The organism is Microbacterium sp. 05N427 (assembly GCF_056397105.1).
Genome location: NZ_JBFTMT010000006.1, coordinates 170,170 through 190,727, shown reverse-complemented (window position 1 = coordinate 190,727; position 20,558 = coordinate 170,170). Strand labels below are relative to the sequence as shown.

13 protein-coding genes and 1 riboswitch are annotated in these 20,558 nt (G+C 70.2%); of the genes, 9 read left to right on the top strand and 4 right to left on the bottom strand.

What is annotated here, in order from left to right:
- Positions 1 to 70 precede the first annotated feature (70 nt).
- A complete protein-coding gene (locus tag AC1DG4_RS07585) occupies positions 71 to 2,620 on the bottom strand; it encodes an ATP-binding cassette domain-containing protein (RefSeq protein ID WP_477420172.1) in 2,550 nt (849 codons plus the stop codon).
- Positions 2,621 to 2,808: 188 nt separating this feature from the next.
- Between AC1DG4_RS07585 and AC1DG4_RS07580 the strand changes: the two genes are divergently transcribed.
- From AC1DG4_RS07580 to AC1DG4_RS07570, 3 genes are all read left to right on the top strand, one after another.
- On the top strand, positions 2,809 to 3,909 hold the full coding sequence (locus tag AC1DG4_RS07580) for an enoyl-CoA hydratase/isomerase family protein (protein ID WP_477375680.1): 1,101 nt from the start codon (positions 2,809 to 2,811) through the stop codon (positions 3,907 to 3,909).
- A gap of 209 nt (positions 3,910 to 4,118) precedes the next feature.
- A complete protein-coding gene (locus tag AC1DG4_RS07575; protein ID WP_477421164.1) occupies positions 4,119 to 5,846 on the top strand; it encodes an ABC transporter ATP-binding protein in 1,728 nt (575 codons plus the stop codon).
- Between the two features lie 77 nt (positions 5,847 to 5,923).
- Positions 5,924 to 8,158 (top strand): ABC transporter ATP-binding protein, encoded by a 2,235-nt coding sequence (locus tag AC1DG4_RS07570; RefSeq protein WP_477421170.1) that lies wholly within the window; start codon positions 5,924 to 5,926, stop codon positions 8,156 to 8,158.
- Between the two features lie 207 nt (positions 8,159 to 8,365).
- On the opposite strand, the gene AC1DG4_RS07565 is transcribed toward AC1DG4_RS07570, so the two are convergent.
- Positions 8,366 to 10,273: a D-alanyl-D-alanine carboxypeptidase family protein gene (locus tag AC1DG4_RS07565; protein WP_477375684.1), complete on the bottom strand. Its 1,908-nt coding sequence runs from the start codon at positions 10,271 to 10,273 to the stop codon at positions 8,366 to 8,368.
- 107 nt (positions 10,274 to 10,380) lie between these two features.
- A riboswitch (TPP riboswitch) is annotated at positions 10,381 to 10,490 on the top strand.
- Here AC1DG4_RS07565 and AC1DG4_RS07560 point away from each other — a divergent pair.
- The 3 genes from AC1DG4_RS07560 (at position 10,486) to AC1DG4_RS07550 (ending at position 13,410) form a co-directional block, all read left to right on the top strand.
- Positions 10,486 to 11,127: an ECF transporter S component gene (locus AC1DG4_RS07560; protein ID WP_477375686.1), complete on the top strand. Its 642-nt coding sequence runs from the start codon at positions 10,486 to 10,488 to the stop codon at positions 11,125 to 11,127. (Overlaps the previous riboswitch by 5 nt.)
- A 1-nt stretch (position 11,128) precedes the next feature.
- On the top strand, positions 11,129 to 12,580 hold the full coding sequence (locus tag AC1DG4_RS07555; RefSeq protein ID WP_477421163.1) for an ABC transporter ATP-binding protein: 1,452 nt from the start codon (positions 11,129 to 11,131) through the stop codon (positions 12,578 to 12,580).
- Complete coding sequence (locus AC1DG4_RS07550) at positions 12,577 to 13,410, top strand: energy-coupling factor transporter transmembrane component T family protein (RefSeq protein ID WP_477375690.1); 834 nt, start codon at positions 12,577 to 12,579, stop codon at positions 13,408 to 13,410. The genes AC1DG4_RS07555 and AC1DG4_RS07550 overlap by 4 nt, the downstream gene beginning before the upstream one ends.
- Before the next feature lie 3 nt (positions 13,411 to 13,413).
- On the opposite strand, the gene AC1DG4_RS07545 is transcribed toward AC1DG4_RS07550, so the two are convergent.
- Complete coding sequence (locus tag AC1DG4_RS07545) at positions 13,414 to 14,073, bottom strand: TetR/AcrR family transcriptional regulator (RefSeq protein WP_477421162.1); 660 nt, start codon at positions 14,071 to 14,073, stop codon at positions 13,414 to 13,416.
- Positions 14,074 to 14,266: 193 nt separating this feature from the next.
- Here AC1DG4_RS07545 and AC1DG4_RS07540 point away from each other — a divergent pair, with 193 nt between their 5' ends.
- The 3 genes from AC1DG4_RS07540 to AC1DG4_RS07530 all read left to right on the top strand — a co-directional run bounded on the left by AC1DG4_RS07540 (position 14,267) and on the right by AC1DG4_RS07530 (position 19,684).
- A complete protein-coding gene (locus tag AC1DG4_RS07540; protein WP_477421161.1) occupies positions 14,267 to 15,574 on the top strand; it encodes an MFS transporter in 1,308 nt (435 codons plus the stop codon).
- Positions 15,575 to 15,591: 17 nt separating this feature from the next.
- Positions 15,592 to 17,373, top strand: coding sequence for a glycoside hydrolase family 3 protein (locus tag AC1DG4_RS07535; RefSeq protein ID WP_477375696.1), 1,782 nt, complete (start codon positions 15,592 to 15,594; stop codon positions 17,371 to 17,373).
- Positions 17,374 to 17,554: 181 nt separating this feature from the next.
- On the top strand, positions 17,555 to 19,684 hold the full coding sequence (locus AC1DG4_RS07530; RefSeq protein ID WP_477375698.1) for an MMPL family transporter: 2,130 nt from the start codon (positions 17,555 to 17,557) through the stop codon (positions 19,682 to 19,684).
- Between the two features lie 22 nt (positions 19,685 to 19,706).
- Here the strand turns inward: AC1DG4_RS07530 and AC1DG4_RS07525 are convergent, their stop codons facing one another.
- Positions 19,707 to 20,495: a helix-turn-helix transcriptional regulator gene (locus AC1DG4_RS07525; RefSeq protein WP_477375700.1), complete on the bottom strand. Its 789-nt coding sequence runs from the start codon at positions 20,493 to 20,495 to the stop codon at positions 19,707 to 19,709.
- Positions 20,496 to 20,558 lie beyond the last annotated feature (63 nt).

Sequence of the window (20,558 nt, the reverse complement as noted above, 5' to 3'; positions counted from 1 at the left end):
CGCGACGCCCGAACGCCGAAGCGGCGACCGTCCTCAGACGATCGCCGCTTCGTTCGGATGCGCTTCCGGGTCAGTGCCCGTGGTGCTCCCCGTGGTCGTCACCCTCGCGGTGCTCGCCGTCCTGGCCGTGCTCGTGCGGGGGCTCCTCGCCGTGCTGCTCCTCGGACGAGGACGAGGACGACTCGTCCTGCGCGGCGTCCTCGTCGCCATTCTCCTCGCGGGGGCCGGGCGTGTATGACGGGGCGTCGTCCGTGAAGAACGCGCGTGCGGCTGCGGCGAGCGACGCGCTGACGGCGGCGGCGCGGGGATCGTCGTCCTGGTGGATCTCACCCTGCGTCACGTCCTCGAGGTCATCGTCCTCATCGGGCGTCTCGTCGAGGATGACCTGGATCTCCTGGGTGCGTCCATCGGCGAGAGCCGCGAAGATCTCGATGCCGGCGATCTCGGTGGTCTCGGTGCTCGGCTCGGGGGTGGCGAACTCGCCGTCGGCGACCGGCGTCGTGATGACGGTCGTCGCCGCGGTGGGGGCGTCGTCGATGTCGTCGTCGCCGTGCTCGGCGCCCTCGTCCTGCGGGGCAGCGCCGTCGCCCTCGTCATTCGCGTCGCCTTCGTCGTCCGAGGCGCCCGCGGTCGACGGCACGCCGGTGATCAGGTCGTCGAACGACACCGGCGCCGCATCAGGGATGGTCAGGGCCGCGGTCTCGAAGGATCCGAGCGCGGCGCCGTCCTCATCCGTCTCGCCATCGGCGGCGTGCGTGAGCGGGGCATCCTGCTCGGCGGCGGCGGCGGCGGCGGCGGTGTCGGCGGGGAGCTCGGAGTCCTCTGCGCCCTCGTGATGCGCTTCGCCCGGCGTGTAGTCGGCGACCACGGGGGCGGTCAGCGCGACCCCCGCAGCGATCGCGCCCTCGTCATGCGCGTCCTCGGGCTCCTCAGCCGAATCCTCCGCGGCGTCGTCGGCGTCTGCGTGAGCTTCTGCCGGCTCCGCATCCTCGGGCGCGTCTGCGGGGGACTGGTCGGACCCGGACTGCTCCGGCTCGGCGTCCTCCGCCGCAGCTTCTGCATCGGTGCCCTCGTCGATCCCGGCGTCGGGCTCCACGGATCCTTCCTCGTCGGCGTCGGCGTCGGCGTCGGCGTCGGCATCGGCGTCGGACGACTCGGCGTCCTCGGACCCGTCCTCGCCCTCTGCGCCCGCATCCTCGTCGACGGAAGCATCCTCATCGACGGAAGCATTCTCGTCGACGGAAGCGCCCTCAGCGCCCCCGGCCTCGGCATCGGGACCCTCGGAATCTTCGGCAGCACCCTCGGAATCCTCGGCAGCACCCTCGGCATCCTCCGCCTCAGGAACGTCCGCGGAACCGGATCCGTCGGTCGGCGCATCCTCCGCCGTCTCGTCCTCGCCGGTGGCCGACTGTGCCGCGGCGAACTCGGCGGCCTCGCGGCGCGTGGTCGGAATCGCGACCGTGCCCTCTGCCGGGGCTGCTTCGGCCGCGGCGCCGAAGAGTCCGGCCACGCCGGCGCCCGCGGCGGCCACGACGGGCACCGCGGCTGCGGCGCCGAAGAGGCCTGCGGTCGGAACGTGTTCGGCGTCGGCCGGTGCGTCGTCGCCCGAAGCGTCCGGCGCCTCGCTCTCGCCCGCCGTCGCACCCGACGCAGTGTCGGATCCCGGCTCCTCGGCGGCGGCGACCGCGGGTGCCCCGACGACCGGGATCGAGCCCGTGAGCGGGTCGCGACGGCCGTGCACGAGGTCGAGGAAGACCTCCTCGAGGCTGGGTCCGCGCTGCAGCAGCGTCGTGAGCGCGAGACCCGCGGTGGCGGCGATGGCGCCGACCGCCGCGGCGTCGGTGTTGTGCACGGTCAGGCCCGACCGCAGCACGTCGAAGGTCAGGCCTGCGTTCTGCAGGGTGGTGGCGAGAGCCGTACGGTCATCGGCGTCGACGACGACCGATCCCGTGGTCGGATCCGAGAGCTTGCCGATGCTGTCGGCATAGACCAGGCGGCCCTTCGACAGCACGAGCACGTTGTCGGCGATCTGCTCGATCTCGCTCAGCACGTGCGACGAGACCAGCACCGTGCGGCCCTCGTCGGCGAGGCGGCGCATGAGCAGGCGCATCCAGCGGATGCCTTCAGGATCGAGGCCGTTCGCGGGCTCGTCGAGCACGAGCGCTCCGGGGTCGCCGAGCAGGGCGCCGGCGACGCTGAGGCGCTGCCGCATGCCGAGGGAGTAGGCACCGATGCGCGTCTCGGTCTCGTTCTGCAGGCCCACGAGGGAGAGCACCTCGTCCACGCGGGAGAGTGGGATCCCGTTCGCCTTCGCGGCGATCGACAGCTGGCGCGGGGCCGTGCGACGGGGCCGGTACACGGCCTCCTCGAGGACGGATCCGACGGTGCGCAGCGGGTGGCGCAGTTCGGCGTGCGCGACGCCACCGATGGTCGCGGTGCCCGAAGTCGGGCGGATCTGGCCGAGCATCATCCGCAGCGAAGTCGTCTTGCCGGCGCCGTTCGGCCCGAGGAACGCGGTCACCGCCCCCGGCTCGATACGGGCGGAGAGGTCGTCGACAGCGGTGAGAACGCCGAAGCGCTTCGTCGCATGCGAGAACTCGAGCACTTGTCCGTCGGTCATCCGCGGCCTCTCATAGATACAGCAGTACTCCTCTATCTTGTCGGATGCGACATGAAAACGCTCGTTGATCCGGGGCATTCCGCGCAATGCGGAGGCCGTCGCGCTCTCGGTGCGAAGCCGGATGCGCGCTCCGTCCGTCCCGTCGCCGACGGCTCGGGCAGGGCACGGTGCGGGGTAACGTGGCATCCGTGAGCATCGTCGAAGACGCCCAGGGATCCGCCGCCGCAGACGCCGAGGTGCTCGTGCGCACCGAAGGGGCGCTGGGCTGGATCACGCTGAACCGCCCGAGGGCGCTCAACGCGCTGAACGTCGGGATGATCCGCGCGGTGCACGCGGCGCTCGACGCCTGGCGCGACGACAGCGACATCGAGATCGTCTACATCGACGGCGCGGGAGGCCGTGGCCTCTGCGCGGGCGGCGACGTGCGCGAGCTGCACCGGCAGATCACCGCGGGACGCAGTGCGGACACCGTGGAGTTCTTCCGCGAGGAGTACGCGATGAACGCCGCGATCGCGGAGTACCCCAAGACGATCGTCGCGATCGCCGACGGCATCACGATGGGCGGCGGCATCGGTGTCGCGGGACATGCCGCGATCCGCGTGGTCACGGAGCGCTCTCAGCTCGCGATGCCCGAGGTGAAGATCGGCTTCACGCCCGACGTGGGCGGCACCTGGCTGCTGAGCCACGCGCCCGGTCGTCTCGGAGAGTTCCTGGCCCTCACCGCGGGGACGATGAACGGATCCGATGCGCTCTACGCGGGGTTCGCCGACTTCTACCTCCCGTCGGAGCGGCTCGACGCGCTCCGCGACGCACTCGCGCACCGGGCGGATCCGACCGGGCCGAGCGAGATCGTCATGCTCTTCGACGAGACGCCGGATCCTTCGCCGCTGTCCGCGCAGCAGGGGTGGATCGACGAGGTCTTCTCCGCCGACACGGTGCCGGAGATCGTGGCGCGCCTGCGATCGGTCCCTGAGGGAGCGCAGCGGGACGAAGGGCCCGCCGCGACCGCCGACCTGCTCGAGTCCCTGGCCCCGACGGCGCTCGTGGTCACGCTCGACGCCGTGCGCGAAGCCAGGGGGATGGACTCGGTGCGAGACGCCCTGGCGGGCGAGTACCGCCGGGTGCTGTGGTTCGTGCACAACCACCCCGATCTCGTGGAGGGGATCCGCGCTCAGCTCGTGGACAAGGACCGCGATCCGCACTGGGATCCGCAGACCCTCGCCGACCTGGCGCCGGACGCCGCCGCAGAGGCGCGCGACTACGTGCCGCCGGTTCCGCTCTGGGCCTAGGGGACGCTTCTCCGGGCGCGCTGATTTCTTAACCGGATCCGTAAATCTCGGCGCGAGCAGGGATTCGTTTCGCCCTCAGCGAAGATCTGAGTCGATCCTCCTCAAGGGGGATGTGAATGTCGGTGCCGCGTGGCAGGGTGATTCGTGGTCGGTTCTCGACTTCTTCTGCTTCCCCTCGGGAAGTCCGCTCCCACAAGGAAAGTCCGCCTGTGCTCGGAAAGATCCTCTTCCGCTATCTGAAGCGTTACAAATGGCTGCTGCTCGGCGTGCTGGTGTTCCAGTTCGGCAGCGCCTTCGCCTCGCTGTACCTGCCGCGCCTCAACGCGGACATCATCGACAAGGGCGTCGCCAACGCCGACACCGCCTACATCTGGTCGCACGGCGGGCTCATGCTCGCGGTCTCGCTCGGCCAGATCATCGCCTCGGTCATCGCGACCTTCTTCGCCGCGCGTGCGGCGATGAGCCTCGGCCGCGACATCCGCGCGGACGTGTTCGCCCGCGTGAGCGGCTTCTCCGAGCGCGAGGTGTCGCAGTTCGGCGCCGGCTCGCTGATCACCCGTAACACGAACGACGTGCAGCAGCTGCAGATGCTGGCGATGATGGGCTCGACGATGTTCATCACCGCGCCGTTGCTCGCCATCGGCGGCATCATCATGGCGTTGCAGACCAACTTCGGGCTGAGCTGGCTGATCGCCGTCTCGGTTCCGGTGCTGCTGATCGTGGCCGGCCTCATCATCGGCCGGATGGTCCCGCTGTTCCGCCTCAACCAGAGCAAGCTCGACAACGTCAACCGGATCATGCGCGAGCAGCTCACCGGCGTCCGCGTGGTGCGTGCGTTCGTGCGCGAGGGCATCGAGGAGGAGCGCTTCCGCGGCGCGAACACCGACATCATGGTGATCGGTCGCAAGATCGGTTCGCTTTTCGTGCTGCTCTTCCCGCTGTTCATGCTGATCCTGAACATCACCATCGTGGGCGTGATCTGGTTCGGCGGTATCGAGGTGAACAACGGATCCGTCGAGGTGGGCACGCTGTTCGCGTTCATGCAGTACATCGGTCAGATCATGATGGGCATCATCATGTCCAGCTTCATGGCCATGATGATCCCGCGCGCCGCGGTCTCCGCCGAGCGCGTCGGCGAGGTGCTCGATGCCGAGCAGGGCATGACCCGCCCGGAGAACGGCGTGAAGAGCTTCCCGGTCCCGGGATCCGTGGCCTTCGACGACGTCTCCTTCACCTACCCCGGCGCCGAGTCGCCGGTGCTGCACGGGATCAGYTTCGCGGCGGAGCCCGGCGAGACCGTCGCGATCGTCGGATCCACCGGCGCAGGCAAGACCACGCTGATCTCGCTCATCCCGCGGCTGTTCGACGTGACCGGCGGCGCGGCGTACGTCGGCGGCACGGACGTGCGCCAGGCCGATGTCGACGTGCTGTGGAAGAGCATCGGACTCGTGCCGCAGCGCCCGTTCCTGTTCACCGGAACGATCGCCTCCAACCTGCGCTACGGGCGTGAGGAGGCGACCGACGAGGAGCTGTGGGYCGCGCTCGACATCGCTCAGGCGCGGGACTTCGTCTCGGAGATGCCCGAAGGCCTCGACTCGAACATCGCCCAGGGCGGAACGAACGTGTCCGGCGGCCAGCGCCAGAGGCTCGCGATCGCCCGCGCGATCATCCACCAGCCCGAGATCCTCGTCTTCGACGACTCGTTCTCGGCGCTCGACCTCACCACCGACGCCCGGCTGCGCCAGGCGCTGTGGCGGGAGCTGCCGCACGTGACCAAGATCGTCGTCGCGCAGCGCGTCTCGACCATCACCGACGCCGACCGCATCGTCGTCCTCGAGGGCGGCACCATGGTGGCCGTCGGCACGCACGAGCAGCTGCTCGAGACCAGCGACACCTATAGAGAGATCGTCGAGTCGCAGCTGGGGGTGGACGCATGAGCTCTTCGACCCCTTCGACAGGCTCAGGGACCGGAAGGACCGAGGGCGTGGACAAGAAGGCCGTCCGCGCAGAGCGCATGGCCGCACGCCGCGGGAAGTACGCCGGCGGATCGGCGGCGACGGTCGAGATGACCGACGCCGAGAAGGAAGAGGCCGAGCAGGCCGAGAAGGCCCGCCAGCAGGGCGGCAGCATGTTCGACGGCCCCGCACCGGGCAAGGCGAACCAGTTCGGTCCGAGCTTCAAGCGGATGATCGGGCTGCTCAAGCCCAGCGCCGTGTGGTTCGTGCTGGTCTCGATCTTCGGGGCGCTCGGCGTCGTGCTCGCCGTGGCCGCGCCGAAGGTGCTCGGCAACGCGACGAACATCATCTACGAGGGATTCACCTCTCTCGCGCTGGGCAAGGGGCAGAACGGCTTCCCCGGGTTCCCGAAGGGCACGGACCAGGCGCAGGTCGTCGAGGCGCTGCGCGCCGCGAAGCAGAACCAGTTCGCCGACATGGTCGCGGCGTTCGGGCCGTTCAAGGTCGGCGACGGGATCGACTTCGAGCAGCTGCGCTGGGTGATCACCGCGGTGCTCGCGATCTACGTCGGATCCGCGCTGCTGAGCTGGATCCAGGGCTACGTCATCAACGTCATCATGGTGCGCACGATGTGGCGCCTGCGTGAGGACGTCGAGGCGAAGATCAACCGTCTGCCGCTGTCGTACTTCGACAAGGTGCAGCGCGGAGAGCTGATCTCCCGTGTCACGAACGACATCGACAACATCACGCAGACCATGCAGCAATCGCTGTCGGGCGCGCTCACCTCGGTGCTCACCGTGGTCGGCGTGCTGGTCATGATGTTCTCGATCTCGTGGCAGCTGGYGCTCGTCGCCCTCGTGGCGCTGCCGCTCATGGCGGTGATCTTCGGCGTCATCGGACCGCGTTCGCAGAAGGCGTTCGGGATCCAGTGGAAGAAGGTCGGCCGCCTGAATGCACGCGTCGAGGAGGCCTTCTCCGGCCACGCGCTGGTCAAGGTCTTCGGTCGCGAGAAGGACGCCCTGGACAAGTTCCAGGTCGAGAACGAGGAGCTGTACCAGGCCGCGTTCAAGGCCCAGTTCCTATCCGGGCTGATGATGCCGGCCATGACCTTCATCGGCAGCCTGACCTACGTCGGCCTCGCGGTGCTCGGCGGCCTCATGGTCGCGAGCGGCCAGCTCCGTCTCGGTGACGTGCAGGCGTTCATCCAGTACTCGCAGCAGTTCACCCAGCCGCTCAGCGAGCTGGGCGGCATGGCGGCGGTCGTGCAGTCCGGCACCGCCTCGGCAGAGCGCGTGTTCGAGCTGCTGGACGCGGAGGAGCAGGACCCCGACGCCGAGGACGCACCCACCGTCACCGACGGGAAGGGCGTCATCGAGTTCGAGCACGTCGCGTTCTCCTACACCGAGGATCGCCCGCTCATCACGGATCTGTCGTTCCGCGTGGAGCCCGGCCAGACGGTCGCGATCGTCGGCCCGACCGGTGCGGGCAAGACCACGCTGGTGAACCTCATCATGCGGTTCTACGAACTGAGCGGCGGGCGGATCCTTCTCGACGGGCAGGACATCGCGCAGATGGAGCGCTCCGACCTGCGTTCGCGCACGGGCATGGTGCTGCAGGATCCGTGGCTGTTCGCGGGCACGATCCGGGAGAACATCCGCTACGGCCGTTCCACGGCGACGGATGACGAGGTCATCGACGCCGCGAAGGCGACGTACGTCGACCGCTTCGTGCACGCGCTGCCCGAGGGCTACGAGACGACGCTCGACGAGGACGCCTCGAACGTGTCGGCCGGCGAGCGCCAGCTGATCACGATCGCGCGCGCCTTCGTCGCTCAGCCGTCGATCCTCATCCTGGATGAGGCGACGTCGGCGGTCGACACCCGCACCGAGCTGCTGCTGCAGCACGCGATGGCGGCGCTACGCAACGGCCGCACGTCGTTCGTCATCGCGCACCGCCTGTCCACGATCCGTGATGCCGACCTCATCCTCGTGATGGAGCACGGCGACATCGTGGAGAAGGGCAACCACGAGGAGCTCATCGCGGCGCAGGGCGCGTACTGGCGGCTGTACCAGTCGCAGTTCGAGCAGGCCGCGAGCGACACCGACGCCGACGAGGCGCTCGTCACCGGCACCGTCACGGTTCCGGTGGACGGATCCGTCGCGTCCGAGGTCGAGGCCGGTGCCGCCGCCGTGATCGGTGCGGGGACCGCCCCGGTCGCCGTCGCCGAGCGCGTCATCGAGTCGGCCGAGTCGCCGGAGAACTCGTCGTGGGAGATCGAGGACGACAGAGTCTGACCTCGTCCGCACCGACGTGAGCGCCGTCGTCCTGTTAGCAGGGCGGCGGCGCTTTCTCGTGGCGTGACGGCTCACGTCAGAGGTCGTGTTGTCGCTCAGGTCGCGATTTGTGCCGTTCTGCGCCTGCTTTAGCGGCAGAAAGTGCGACCTGAGCGGAGAAAGTGCGACCTGAACCGAGAAAGCGGGCGGCAGTCCGGATCCGTCGGCCTACTTCGTCAGGCCGAACAGTTCGAGCGGGTGGGTGAGACGCCACCAGAAGCTCGGGCCGTGCAGGGCGGTACGCAGCTCCAGCGGCACCGAGGCGGAGTCCAGCGGGCCCTTGAGGCTGAGCGTGCCCGCCTTTTCGCCGGCCTTCCAGCCGTCCCCGAGCGAGAACTTCGTGGTCGCCGTTGCGGAGGCGCCATTCCACAGCACCACGCGGGCGCTCTCGGCGGCCACCACCTGGGTGGTCTCGCCCCACGCCGTGTCGACCGTGCCCAGCGTCGCGCCCTTGTCCACCGTCTGCGGCTGGTCCTTCAGCGCCGCCTCGAGACCGGCGTAGAGCGCACGCGAGGCGTCGACCCGACCCGCATCGCTGTCCTGCCCGAGGGCGGCCACGTAGATCCGTACGACGGCGTCCCCGTCCGTGACGTCCTTGGCCGAGAGCAGGTTGTAGCGGGTATCGGCGCCGTCGCCGATCGTGCCGGTCTTGATGCCCACGATGCCGGCATCGTCGATGAGTCCGTTGGTGTTCTTCACGACACCCGCGCCGGGCAGCTCGACGCTCTTCTGCTTCACGATCCCGGCGACCACCGGGTTCTTCTCGGCGATCTGACCGAGCTGGATGAGCGCGCGCGGGGTCGAGACGTTGCCGAAGTCGAAGCCTGAAGGGGTCACGACCGTGATGTCGGCGAGGTCGTGCTGGCTCAGCCATTGATTCGCGGCGGCCGCATAGTTCTCATCCGAGCCCCACACCTCGCGGGCGAGGCGGTCGGCGTAGTTGTTCGCCGACCCGAGCAGGATCCCCTCGTACAGCTGGTACTGCGTGAGGGATCCGCCGACCGGGACGTCGAGCGCGGACTGGTCCTGGCGGAGGTAGCTCCAGTAGTCGTCGCTGTCGGCCTGCGTGAACGCGAAGGACGGGCCCTGCTCACCGGCCTTGAGGGGCATCTTGTCGAGCGAGGCGAGCACCGTCACGAGCTTCGTGATGCTCGCCATCGGAGCGTGCTGCTCGGCCGAGGCGATCGTGCCGATGCCGGCGACGCCCACCGCGGCGCTGCCCGTGGCAGGCCAGGCTGCGGCGGCCGCGGGAGCGGCGGGGGGCTGGAACGCGACGGGGGCCGCGACGGGTTGCACGGCGTTGAGCGGCCAGAGCGCGGTCGTGGCGCCGTACGCGATGATCACGGCGAGCACCCCGCCCAACGGCAGCAGCACTCCCGGTCGGGCCAGGCTGCGGTGCGGGACATCGTCCAGCAATGCACGGGACGGAGCCGCGGCTGCGGCGTTGCCTGCGCCGACCCGAGTCACGTCGACCCAGGAGAGCGCGGCGGCCGGCGGGCGGTCGGGGCCGCGGACGAGCGATGCCGAGGGCAGCGGCCGTGCGGCGCGGGTCGGGGCGGTGGGAGCGACGGCCGGAGATCCGGCTGCCGGGGATGCGGCGGCGGCGGGGGCGGTGGCGACGGCGGGGGCCGTTTCTGCCGGCGCAGCCGACGGTTCGACCGAGGCCGGATCCGTCGTGGCGGGCGTCACCGCCGCGTCCGTGGCGGGCGTCTCGGACATCGTCGCGACCCCGCCCGCGGCAGGCGACTCAGCAGGAGCCTCTGGCATCGGCGCGCTCTCGATCGCCGGATCCTTCTGGGCGACCGTTGATGCCGACGGCGCCGGATCCGCGGTGCCTCCGAACAGCGGCGCAGAAGAGGGGAAGTCCGGCGCGGGGAACAGCGGTTCCGGAGCGGGGGTCTCCCGCGGAGGGAACAGCGAGGCAGGCTCGGGCCGCTCCGGTGCGGCAGGGAACAGGGCTGCCGGTTCCGGCGCGAGCGCGTCGACGGCCGCGCGGGAGGCGTCGACAGCGGGTGCGTCGGCGTCGGCGATCTTCGGATCGACCTGGGCGGCCCCCGGACCGTCGTCATTGTTCACCCCCCTACCGTATCTGGCAGCCCTGTCAACGGCAGGTATCGCGGGCGTTCTCGCGTCACGCCGTGTGACGAGAAGGTCGCCGGTGCGCCCCGGCGGGGATAGGATGGGCGGATCACCACGGGAGTCCGGCGAGCCGGGCTGAGAGGGAGCGAATCGCGCTTCGACCGTCGAACCTGATCCGGATCATGCCGGCGCAGGGAGGAGCATTTCACATGCATGCATCTGCAACCGCACAGAACGTGAACAGCAGCGGGGCGGTCGCACGCCGCCTGAACTGGCGCGTCGTCGACATCGTCGTGGCCGCCGTGCTCGGCGTCGCCATCGGCCTGATCTTCTGGGTCTGGAACACGATCGGCTATGCCTGGTTCACCGCGGCCGACGGCCTCACCCCTGGCCTCGGCGGCATCGCGGTCGGGATCTGGCTGCTCGGCGGCGTGGTCGGCGGGCTCGTGATCCGCAAGCCAGGAGCCGCCCTCGTCGTCGAGGTCGTCGCGGCGATCGTGTCGATGCTGATCGGCAACATCTGGGGCGTCTCCACGGTGCTCGAAGGCATCGCGCAGGGCCTCGGGGCCGAGCTGATCTTCGCGATCTTCCTGTACCGCCGGTTCTCGCTGCCCGTCGCCGCGCTCGCCGGCGTGGCCGCCGCTGCGGGCGCCTGGCTGTTCGAGCTGTTCTACGGCAGCTCCCCGAACATCCTGAAGTCGGCCGAGTTCAACGCGATCTACCTCGGCGCCCTCGTCGTCTCGGGCGCGCTGCTGACCGGTGTCCTCGGATGGCTGCTCGTGCGCGCTCTCGCCGCGACCGGCGCCCTGAGCCGTTTCGCCGCGGGACGCGAGCTCCGCCGCGAGGTCTGACATGACCGCGGGTGCCGCTCGCGTCGTCGCGGACGGGTGGGGCTGGCGTTACGCCGGCCGCCGCCTGCCCGCGGTCAGCGACGTGACCTTCACGATCGAGCCGGGGGAGAGGGTGCTCCTGCTCGGTGCGTCGGGTGCCGGCAAGTCGACGCTCCTGACCGGCATGGCGGGGCTGCTCGGCGATGCCGATGAGGGTGAGAGCCGCGGATCCCTGCACGTCGACGGATCCGATCCGGAGGGCCAGCGGGGCAGGATCGGGCTGGTCCTGCAGGATCCTGATGCCGGTGTCGTGCTGAGCAAGGTCGGCGACGACGTCGCTTTCGGCTGCGAGAACCTCGGTGTGCCCGCGGAGGACATCCCCGCTCGCGTCGTGGAGGCGCTGGACGCGGTCGGTCTCGACGTGCCGCTGGACCGGTCCACGGCGGCGCTCTCTGGCGGACAGAAGCAGCGGCTCGCGCTCGCCGGGGCCCTCGCGATGCGGCCGGGGCTGCTGCTGCTCGATGAGCCGACGGCCAACCTCGACCCCGACGRCGTGCAGGAGATCCGAGCGAGCGTCGAGCACGTCGTGGCGGCGACCGGCGCCACGCTCGTGGTGATCGAGCACCGCACCGCGGTCTGGGCGGATCTGATGACCCGCGTGATCGTGGTCGGCGCGGACGGCGGGCTCCTCGCCGACGGGGCCCCGGACGACGTGTTCCGGGTGCACGGCGACGCCCTCGCGGACGCGGGCGTGTGGGTGCCGGGGCATCCGGTGGGCCTGCCGGTACTGCCGGTGGCGGATCCCGTCCCGGATGCCGCCGTCCTCAGGGCCCGTGCCCTCGCGATCACGCGTGACCGCCGGCATGCCGTGCAGCGCGGGCTCGACCTCGTGGTGCCGGATGGCGCGGCGACCGTGATCGTCGGTCCGAACGGGGCGGGCAAGTCCACGCTCGCCCTCACGCTCGCCGGACTCCTCGATGCGCTCGACGGCACCGTCGAGGCGGCGGAGAGGCTCCGGGGGCGGCGGGGGCTGGATCCCATCCGCTGGACGTCGCGCGAGCTGCTCACTCGCATCGGGACGGTGTTCCAGGATCCCGAGCATCAGTTCCTCACCCAGACCGTGCGCGACGAGCTCGCGGTCGGACCGCGCGCGCTCGGCTGGGACAAGGCTCGGATCGACGCGGTCGTCGACGCCCTGCTGGAGCGGCTCGGACTGACCGCTCTCGCCGCTGCGAACCCGTTCACGCTGTCGGGCGGGCAGAAGCGCCGGCTCTCGGTCGCGACGGTGCTGGCCGCCGCGCCCGCGGTGATCGTGCTCGATGAGCCGACGTTCGGGCAGGATCGCCGGGGCTGGATCGGCATCGTGAGCCTGCTGCAGGAGGAGATCGCCCGCGGCACGACCGTCATCGCAGTCACCCACGACGCCGACGTGATCCGCCATCTCGGCGGCCACCGGATCGAGCTGGCCGCATGAGCACGGGTTTCGAAGCGCGCAAGACGCTCGATATCTCGGCCGAAGGCAGCCCAGTGCGCGCTTCGAAACCGGATCGGGCCTGGATCGACGGAGTCAACCCCGTCAGCCGGATACTGCTGGCGCTGCTGCTTTCGGTGCCGCTGTTCGCGTCGATCGATGTCGTGAGCGGACTCGTCGCGATCGCGCTGCAGCTGCTGTGCATCCCGCTCACCGGACTGCGGATCGGCACCGTGCTGCGCCGGCTCGCGTTGCTGTTGGTGATCGCGCCTGTCGCCGGAGTGAGCATGCTGCTCTACGCCGCCCCGGGCGGGCACGTGTTCTTCAGCTTCGGCTTCGCGCACATCAGCGAGGCGTCGATCCAGCTCGCGATCGCCGTATCGATCCGCGTCGTGGCCCTGGGGCTGCCGACGATCCTGCTGTTCGCCCGCACGGATCCGACCGAGCTCGCCGATGCCCTCGCCCAGGTCGCGCATCTGCCCAGCCGCTTCGTGCTGGGCGTGCTCGCGGGCACGCGGATGCTCGGCCTTTTCCTGGACGACTGGCGCACCATGTCGCTCGTCCGCCGGGCGCGCGGGGTGGGGGACCGCGGTGCGCTGCGGCGCTTCTTCACGATGTCGTTCGTGCTGCTCGTGTTCGCGGTGCGACGGGGCACCAAGCTCGCCCTCGCGATGGAGGCGCGCGGATTCGGATCCGACATCCCGCGCACCTGGTCGCGGCCGTCCCGCCTTTCCGGACGCGATGCGGTCGCGCTCGCCGGAGGCGCGGCGATCATGGCGCTGTCGATCACCGCCGCGGTGCTGCTCGGAACGTTCCGGTTCGTCTGGAGCTGAGGCTCAGGCCGTCGCCCGCGCGGCGTCCGCTGCTGGCGCGGCACCCGCTGTCGGCGCGGTGTCGAGGGGCACCACGAGCAGCTCCTCGATGCGGCGGCGCACGGTCTCGGCCATGTCGACCGAGGCGGGATCCAGCAGCCACTGCAGCTGCAGGCCGTCCATGAGCGCGGTGAGCTCGGCGGCGGCGCGATCCTCGTCGACGTGCGGAGCGAGGTGGCCCGCCGCCCGGGCGTCGCGGAGCGCCTTCGCCGTGCCGGAGCGGATCCGCTGGTAGCGGCGGACGAAGTACTCGTGCGCCGGGTGCGAGGGGTCGGCGGCCTCGGCGGACAGCACGGCGTACAGCGCGATGATGCCGCCCACCTCGGTGTTGTGCMGGGCGAGATCGACCATGCCGCGCAGAACCCCGATGCCGTCCTGGCCCTGCGAGCCGTTACGCCGGAACCGCTCCCGGTCCTCGAGGTCCCTCGTCTCCAGCACCGCCTCCATGAGCGATTCCTTCGTGGGGAAGTGATGCGCGAGGCCCGCGCGGGAGATCTCGCAGACCTGCGCGATCTCGAGCATCGTCGCGCTGTTGAAGCCGACGCGTCCGAAGAGCGCGGTCGCAGCCGCGATGATCCGCTCCCGCCGGGCGCGGCCCGTCGTGTATCCGCGTTCGGTCGTCATCGGTGTCCCATCGTAGGCGTCGCCAGGCCTCGGCGGGGTCGCAACGAGGCCGGATCGGCGGCAGGAGAGGCCTGCGGGATAAAAACCTACACTTGTGCCGGTATTCATGCTAGCTTTCCCTCAGTCGGATCCGAGGACGCGTCGAGTGCCCCGCCCGGCCGCCCCGATCCCACCGCCACCGCAAGGACTGACAATGTCGTCGACTTCATCTGACGCAGCGGAGCTGCGTCCGCCCATCACCGAGACCACCTTCGTCGCGACCGCCTCCGGCGAGGACGACCCGCCCACGCCCCGCAAGGGCGTCAGGCGCCTGCTGTGGTGGATCATCCCCGCGAACTTCGCGATCTTCGTGATCTGGGGTGCTGTGCCCRGCATCCTCCTGCAGGCGCAGATCATCGGGATGTTCCCCGATGAGAAGACCCAGGTCGCCAACATCGCGATCGTGTCGACGATCGGCGCGCTCGGCGCCATGATCGCCCAGCCCGCCGCCGGACAGCTCTCCGACCGCACCCGTTCGAAGTTCGGTCGCCGCGCACCCTGGATCATCGCCGGCGCGATCCTGGGTGGCATCGCCCTCATCGCTCTCGGCTTCATGAACAACCTCGTGGGCATCATCGTCGCGTGGACGCTCATCCAGATCGCGTACAACTTCGCACAGGGTCCGCTGTCGGCGATCCTGCCGGACCGGGTTCCCGTCGCCCGTCGTGGCACGTTCGCGGCACTGTCCGGGATCGGCCTCATGCTCGGCGCGCTCGGTGGCCAGATCATCGGATCGCAGCTCGCGCACTCGATCACCCTCGGATACATCATCTTCGCCGTCTTCGCGGTCGTCGTGCTGTTCGGATTCGTCGTCGCGAACCCCGACCACCCCAGCCTCAACTTCCGAAACGAACCGTTCAGCTTCGGCGAGTTCCTTCGTACGTTCTGGGTCAGCCCGATCAAGCACCCCGACTTCTTCTGGGCGTTCACCGGCCGCCTACTGCTGTACACCGGGTACTTCGCCGTCACCGGGTTCCAGCTGTTGATCCTGAAGAACTACCTCGGCGTGAAGGACCCGTTCGCGGTCATCCCGATCCTCGGAATGCTCAGTCTCGTCGGCATCCTCATCGCGACGGTGGTCTCCGGCCCGCTCTCCGACAAGGTCGGCCGGCGCAAGCCGTTCGTCTTCGGATCCTCGCTGCTCATGGCGGTCGCACTGGTGTTCCCCTTGGTCTCCCCGTCCTACACGTCATGGATGATCATGACCGTGATCAGCGGGTTCGGGTTCGGCATGTTCCAGGCCGTCGACACGGCCCTGATGAGCCAGGTGCTGCCCTCCGCCAAGAACTTCGCCAAAGACCTGGGTGTCGTCAACATCGCGGCGACTCTGCCCCAGACGTTCGCCCCCGGCGTCGCCGGCGCGATCGTGCTGGCGTTCGGATACGGAGCGCTCTTCCCGATCGCGATCGTGCTGAGCGTGCTCGGCGCGGTCAGCGTCTGGTTCATCAAGTCGGTCAAGTAACTGAGGAGAACATCGATATGACGGACACCGTGAACGAGGCCGTGCTGCCCTACCGCGACGCCTCCCTGCCGATCGACGAGCGCGTCGAGGATCTGCTCGACCGGATGGAGCTCGCCGACAAGGTCGGGATGCTGTTCCACACCATGGCGGCCTTCGCCGAACTCGACGAGGGCAACCCGACCTTCGGGCTCCCCTCGATCGCCTCAATGGTGCGCAAGCGCCGGATGAGCCACTTCAACCTGCTCGGCGCCGCGCCTGGCGGTCGCAAGTTCGCGGCCTGGCACAACGCCCTGCAGCGGATGGCGCTGGACACCCCGCTCGGCATCCCGATCACGCTCTCGACCGATCCGAGGCACTCGTTCAGCGACAACCCGCTCACCTCGCTCATGGCGGGTCCGTTCTCGCAGTGGCCGGAGACCCTCGGCTTCGCGGCCCTCGGATCCCCGGAGCGGCTCGAGCGCTTCGCGGACATCGCGCGGCAGGAGTACCTCGCGGTGGGTCTGCGGGTCGCGCTGCATCCGCAGATCGACCTCGCCACGGAGCCGCGCTGGTCGCGGATCGGGGGCACCTTCGGCGAGGACGCCGACCTCACCTCTCGACTCGTGGTCGGCTACATCCGCGGGTTCCAGGGCGAGGAACTCGGGCCGGACTCGGTCGCGACGATGGTCAAGCACTTCCCGGGCGGCGGTCCGCAGCTCGACGGTGAAGACCCGCACTTCGCCTGGGGCAAGGAGCAGGTCTACCCGGGCGGCGCGCGGGACTACCACCTGCGTCCGTTCATCGCGGCGATCGGCGCCGGCGCCACCCAGATGATGCCGTACTACGGCCAGCCCGTCGGCACCGACTGGGAAGAGGTCGGCTTCGGCTTCAACAAGGGTGTGCTCACGGATCTGCTGCGCGACGAGCTCGGCTTCGAGGGCATCGTGTGCACCGACTGGGGCCTGCTCACCGACGTCGTCGTGTTCGGCGCCGAGATGCCGGCCCGCGCCTGGGGCGTCGAGGACCTCACTCGGCCGCAGCGCATGGTCAAGGCGCTCGACGCCGGGATCGACCAGTTCGGCGGCGAGCTCTGCACCGAAGAGCTACTCGGTCTCGTCGAGCGCGGCGAGGTGTCAGAGGCCCGCCTGGACGTGTCGGTGCGGCGGCTGCTGCGCGAGAAGTTCCGGCTCGGGCTGTTCGAGAACCCGTTCGTCGACGAGGAGACTGCGGAGTCCGTCGTGGGCCGTCCCGACTTCGTCGCCGAGGGGCTGGACGCGCAGAGCGACTCGCTCACGCTGCTCACGAACAACGCCGTCGACGGGGAATCCCCGATCCTCCCGCTCACGCGCGGCGTGAAGGTGTACGCCGAGGGGGTGGCCGCCGATGCGTTCGCCGCGTTTGCGAACGTCGTCGAGAGCCCCGAGGAGGCGGACGTCGCGATCCTGCGCATCAAGGCCCCCTTCGAGGACCGGGATCGCGGCGGGTTCAGCGACCTCTTCCACTCGGGATCCCTGGAGTTCCCGGCCGAGGAACACGCCCGCCTGGCCGCGATCGCCGCGTCCGTGCCGACCGTGATCGACATCTACCTCGACCGTCCTGCCGTGCTCGGCGGTCTCGAGGAGGCCGCCGCCGCCGTGCTGGCGGATTACGGCGCCTCGGACGAGGCCGTGCTGCGGGTGCTGTTCGGCGAGCGCGGTCCGCAAGGCGCGCTGCCCTTCGACCTGCCCCGCTCCGACGCGGCGGTCGCCGCGAGCCGCACCGACGTGGCGTTCGACACCGAGAACCCCACGTTCCGGTTCGGCCACGGGCTGCGGTACTGATCGGCCCTCCTGCCCCGGGCGCTCCGAGATCTCGGGGCGCCCGGCACCACGAACGCGGTCCCCTCCGGGAGGCCGCGTTCGGCGTTCCGCTCGCTGAGGATTCTGTCTCGTCCCTTCGATCGATCTTTCGATCAACCTTGTGCACGATGGCACGAGGCGCGCGCACCGCTGGACTGGAAACATGGCAGATTCCGTCGCGCGCACGCGCCTCTCCGATGCTCTGACCTCGCGCCGCGGCGCGTGGATCTCGCTCGGACTCGTCCTTCTCCTCATGGTGCTGCTGTTCGGCGCCTTCGGCTCGGCCAAGGCCCCAGGGGGCAACGCGCAGGCCCCGGCAGGATCCGAGTCGACCAGGGTCTCCGAGCTCCTGAAGACCTTCCCGAACGCAGACCGGCAGTCGGTGCTCGTCGTGGCGTCACGGGAGGACGGTGCGGCACTGTCCGAGGCGGACCTCGCCGGGCTGAAGGACCTGGTCCCCGTGCTGGGCGCTCGCGCGGCGGCGGATCCGTCAGGGCCCGTGGTCAGCGATGACAAGAAGGCCGCCGCGATCATCACGCCGATCACGACCTCGGACGCGAACGCCGAGAATGCGAAGGCGATCGCCGCGCTGCGCTCCGACGTCGCCGCGCACGCACCGGACGGTCTCGCCCTGCAGGTGACCGGAGGCCCCGCGTTCGGCGCCGACGTCGCATCCGCGTTCGAGGGTGCCGACTTCACCCTGCTGATCGTCACGATCCTCATCGTCGCGATCCTGCTCATCCTGACCTACCGCTCGCCGATCCTGTGGCTGATCCCGCTCGTGGTCGTCGCGCTCGCGGACGGGCTCGCGGGTCGGATGACCGCGGCGGCCGGATCCGCGTGGGGCCTGCAGTTCGACGCGGGCATCATCAGCGTGCTGGTGTTCGGCGCCGGCACGAACTACGCGCTGCTGCTGATCTCGCGCTATCGCGAGGAGCTCCCGAGGCATGCAGATCACCGCCGCGCCCTCAGTACGGCCTGGCGGAAGACGGCGCCCGCGATCGTCGCCTCGAACGTCACGGTGGTGCTCGCGCTCCTCACGCTCGTGCTGGCCGTGATCCCCGGGACGCACGGGCTCGGTGTCTCCTCGGCCATCGGGCTGCTGATCGCGCTCGCCTCGGTGCTGTTCCTGCTGCCGCCGCTGCTCGCGGTGTGCGGGCCGAAGGTGTTCTGGCCGTTCGTGCCGCGCCCCGGTGAAGAGCGCCGGCAGGGCCGGGCCTGGCGCGGGATCGCCGGCGGCGTCGTGAAGCGCCCTGTCGTGGCTCTGCTCGCGGGCGGCGCGCTGCTGGCGGTGATGGCTGCGGGCCTGTTCGGCACGTCGGTCGGGCTCGACCAGGTGCAGAAGTTCCGGGTGCCGTCGGAGTCGGCGGCGGGACTCGAGGTGTTCTCGGCGCACTTCCCTGCGGGCGAGGCGCAGCCGATCCTCGTGGTCACCGAATCGGCGCAGGCCAGGGACGTCGTCGCGGCGGCGAAGGACGTCGAAGGCGTCGTGCGCGTGCAGCCGGTCGGCACCACCGAGGACGGTGACCTCACCAAGATCATGGTGACCAGCGAGTACGCCCCGAGCACCGAGAAGAGCCTGGGCCAGATCACCGAGCTGCGCGACGCGGTGCACGCCGTGCCCGACGCGCACGCGATCGTCGGCGGGGCGGTCGCGACCGACCTCGACGCCCGCACCGGCAATCAGCAGGATCTGCTGCTCATCGCGCCCCTCGTGCTGCTCGTCAGCTTCCTCGTGCTGCTGATCCTGCTGCGCTCGGTGGTGGCGCCCGTGCTCCTGCTGCTGGTGAACCTCGCCAGCGCGCTCGCCGCGATCGGCGCGGGGGCGTGGCTGAGCCGGGTGCTGTTCGGTCAGCACGCGCTCGATCTGCAGGTGCCGCTGCTCGCATTCCTGTTCCTCGTCGCCCTGGGCATCGACTACACGATCTTCCTCGTGCACCGCGCTCGCGCCGAAGCCGCCGACCTCGGCACTCGGCAGGGCATGGTCGAGGCGATCGCGCACACCGGCGGCGTGATCACGAGTGCGGGCATCGTGCTGGCCGCGGTGTTCGCCGCGCTCGGAGTGCTGCCGCTGGTGACTCTCGGTCAGCTCGGCCTGATCGTCGGCGTCGGCGTGATCGTGGACACGCTCGTCGTACGCACCGTGATCGTGCCCGCGATCTTCGCCCTCCTCGGCGACCGGATCTGGTGGCCCGGCCGGCTGCGCCGCACGTCCAGGGCGACGGGATCCGCGGAGGCGGACATCGCGGATCCGGACGTCTCGGATCCGGATCCGGTCCCGGTCTCGGGCTAGCCGGCGAGCGGGGCGGATGACGTCAGACGGCGGGCAGCCAGAGCGTCATCCGCACCCCGTCCTCCGGCAGGTGCAGCACCTCGTAGCGGCGGGCGGTGACTGCGCCGTCGGCGGAGCGGACGTGCGTGATGTCGCCGCGCCGGCGCTGCACGAGGTGACCGCTCCACCAGGTCCGGAACAGCGGGCTCTGGGCACTCAGCTCCTCGACGAGGGCGGAGAGCTGCGGATCCTGCAGGTCGTCCACGTTGGCGGCGCGGAGGTGCGCGACGGCGCCGCGGGCCAGCTCCTCCCACTCCACGAACGTCTCGCGGGCGCGCGGATCGAGCAGCAGCGACCGGCACGTGTTGCGCTGGGCGGGTGGGAGGTCGGCAAGTCCCTCGTGCAGCGCGAGCCCCTCCGGGTTGGCCGCCACGACCGTGCTGAGCCGGTCGAGCACATAGGCCGGGTTGGGACGCACGGCGTCGACCAGCATCGTCATGCGGGCCACCAGGGCGTCATCGACGGCGGGAGGGTTCGCGGGCTCGGGGCGCGCGGCGGCGGGGTGGGCGTCGCGCAGCCGGTGCAGGTGGTGGGTGGCGTCCTGGTCGAGCTGCAGCGCGCGGGCGAGGGCATCGAGCACGGCGTCGCTGGGGTGGGTCTCGCGTCCCTGTTCGAGGCGCGTGTAATAGTCGGCGCTGATGCCGGCGGAGGTCGCGACCTCTTCGCGACGCAGACCGGTGGTGCGGCGGCGGGCCCCGGGCCTCGGCGTCTCGGTCTGCAGCCGGGCGTCGGTGCGCCGGGCGCGGAGGAAGTCTCCGAGTGCGTTCGACATCGCCGCCTCCGTGCTGTTCGGGAAATCCGGATCCTCCGCGTCGCGGGACGCCGCCGAGGAGAA

What these genes read in the sequence shown, in the direction of transcription:
- AC1DG4_RS07550 (WP_477375690.1), top strand. Translation starts at nt 12,577, where the DNA reads ATGAGCACGGGTTTCGAAGCGCGCAAGACGCTCGATATCTCGGCCGAA.
- AC1DG4_RS07530 (WP_477375698.1), top strand. Translation starts at nt 17,555, where the DNA reads ATGGCAGATTCCGTCGCGCGCACGCGCCTCTCCGATGCTCTGACCTCG.
- AC1DG4_RS07585 (WP_477420172.1), bottom strand. Translation starts at nt 2,620, where the DNA reads ATGACCGACGGACAAGTGCTCGAGTTCTCGCATGCGACGAAGCGCTTC.
- AC1DG4_RS07525 (WP_477375700.1), bottom strand. Translation starts at nt 20,495, where the DNA reads ATGTCGAACGCACTCGGAGACTTCCTCCGCGCCCGGCGCACCGACGCC.
- AC1DG4_RS07560 (WP_477375686.1), top strand. Translation starts at nt 10,486, where the DNA reads ATGCATGCATCTGCAACCGCACAGAACGTGAACAGCAGCGGGGCGGTC.
- AC1DG4_RS07535 (WP_477375696.1), top strand. Translation starts at nt 15,592, where the DNA reads ATGACGGACACCGTGAACGAGGCCGTGCTGCCCTACCGCGACGCCTCC.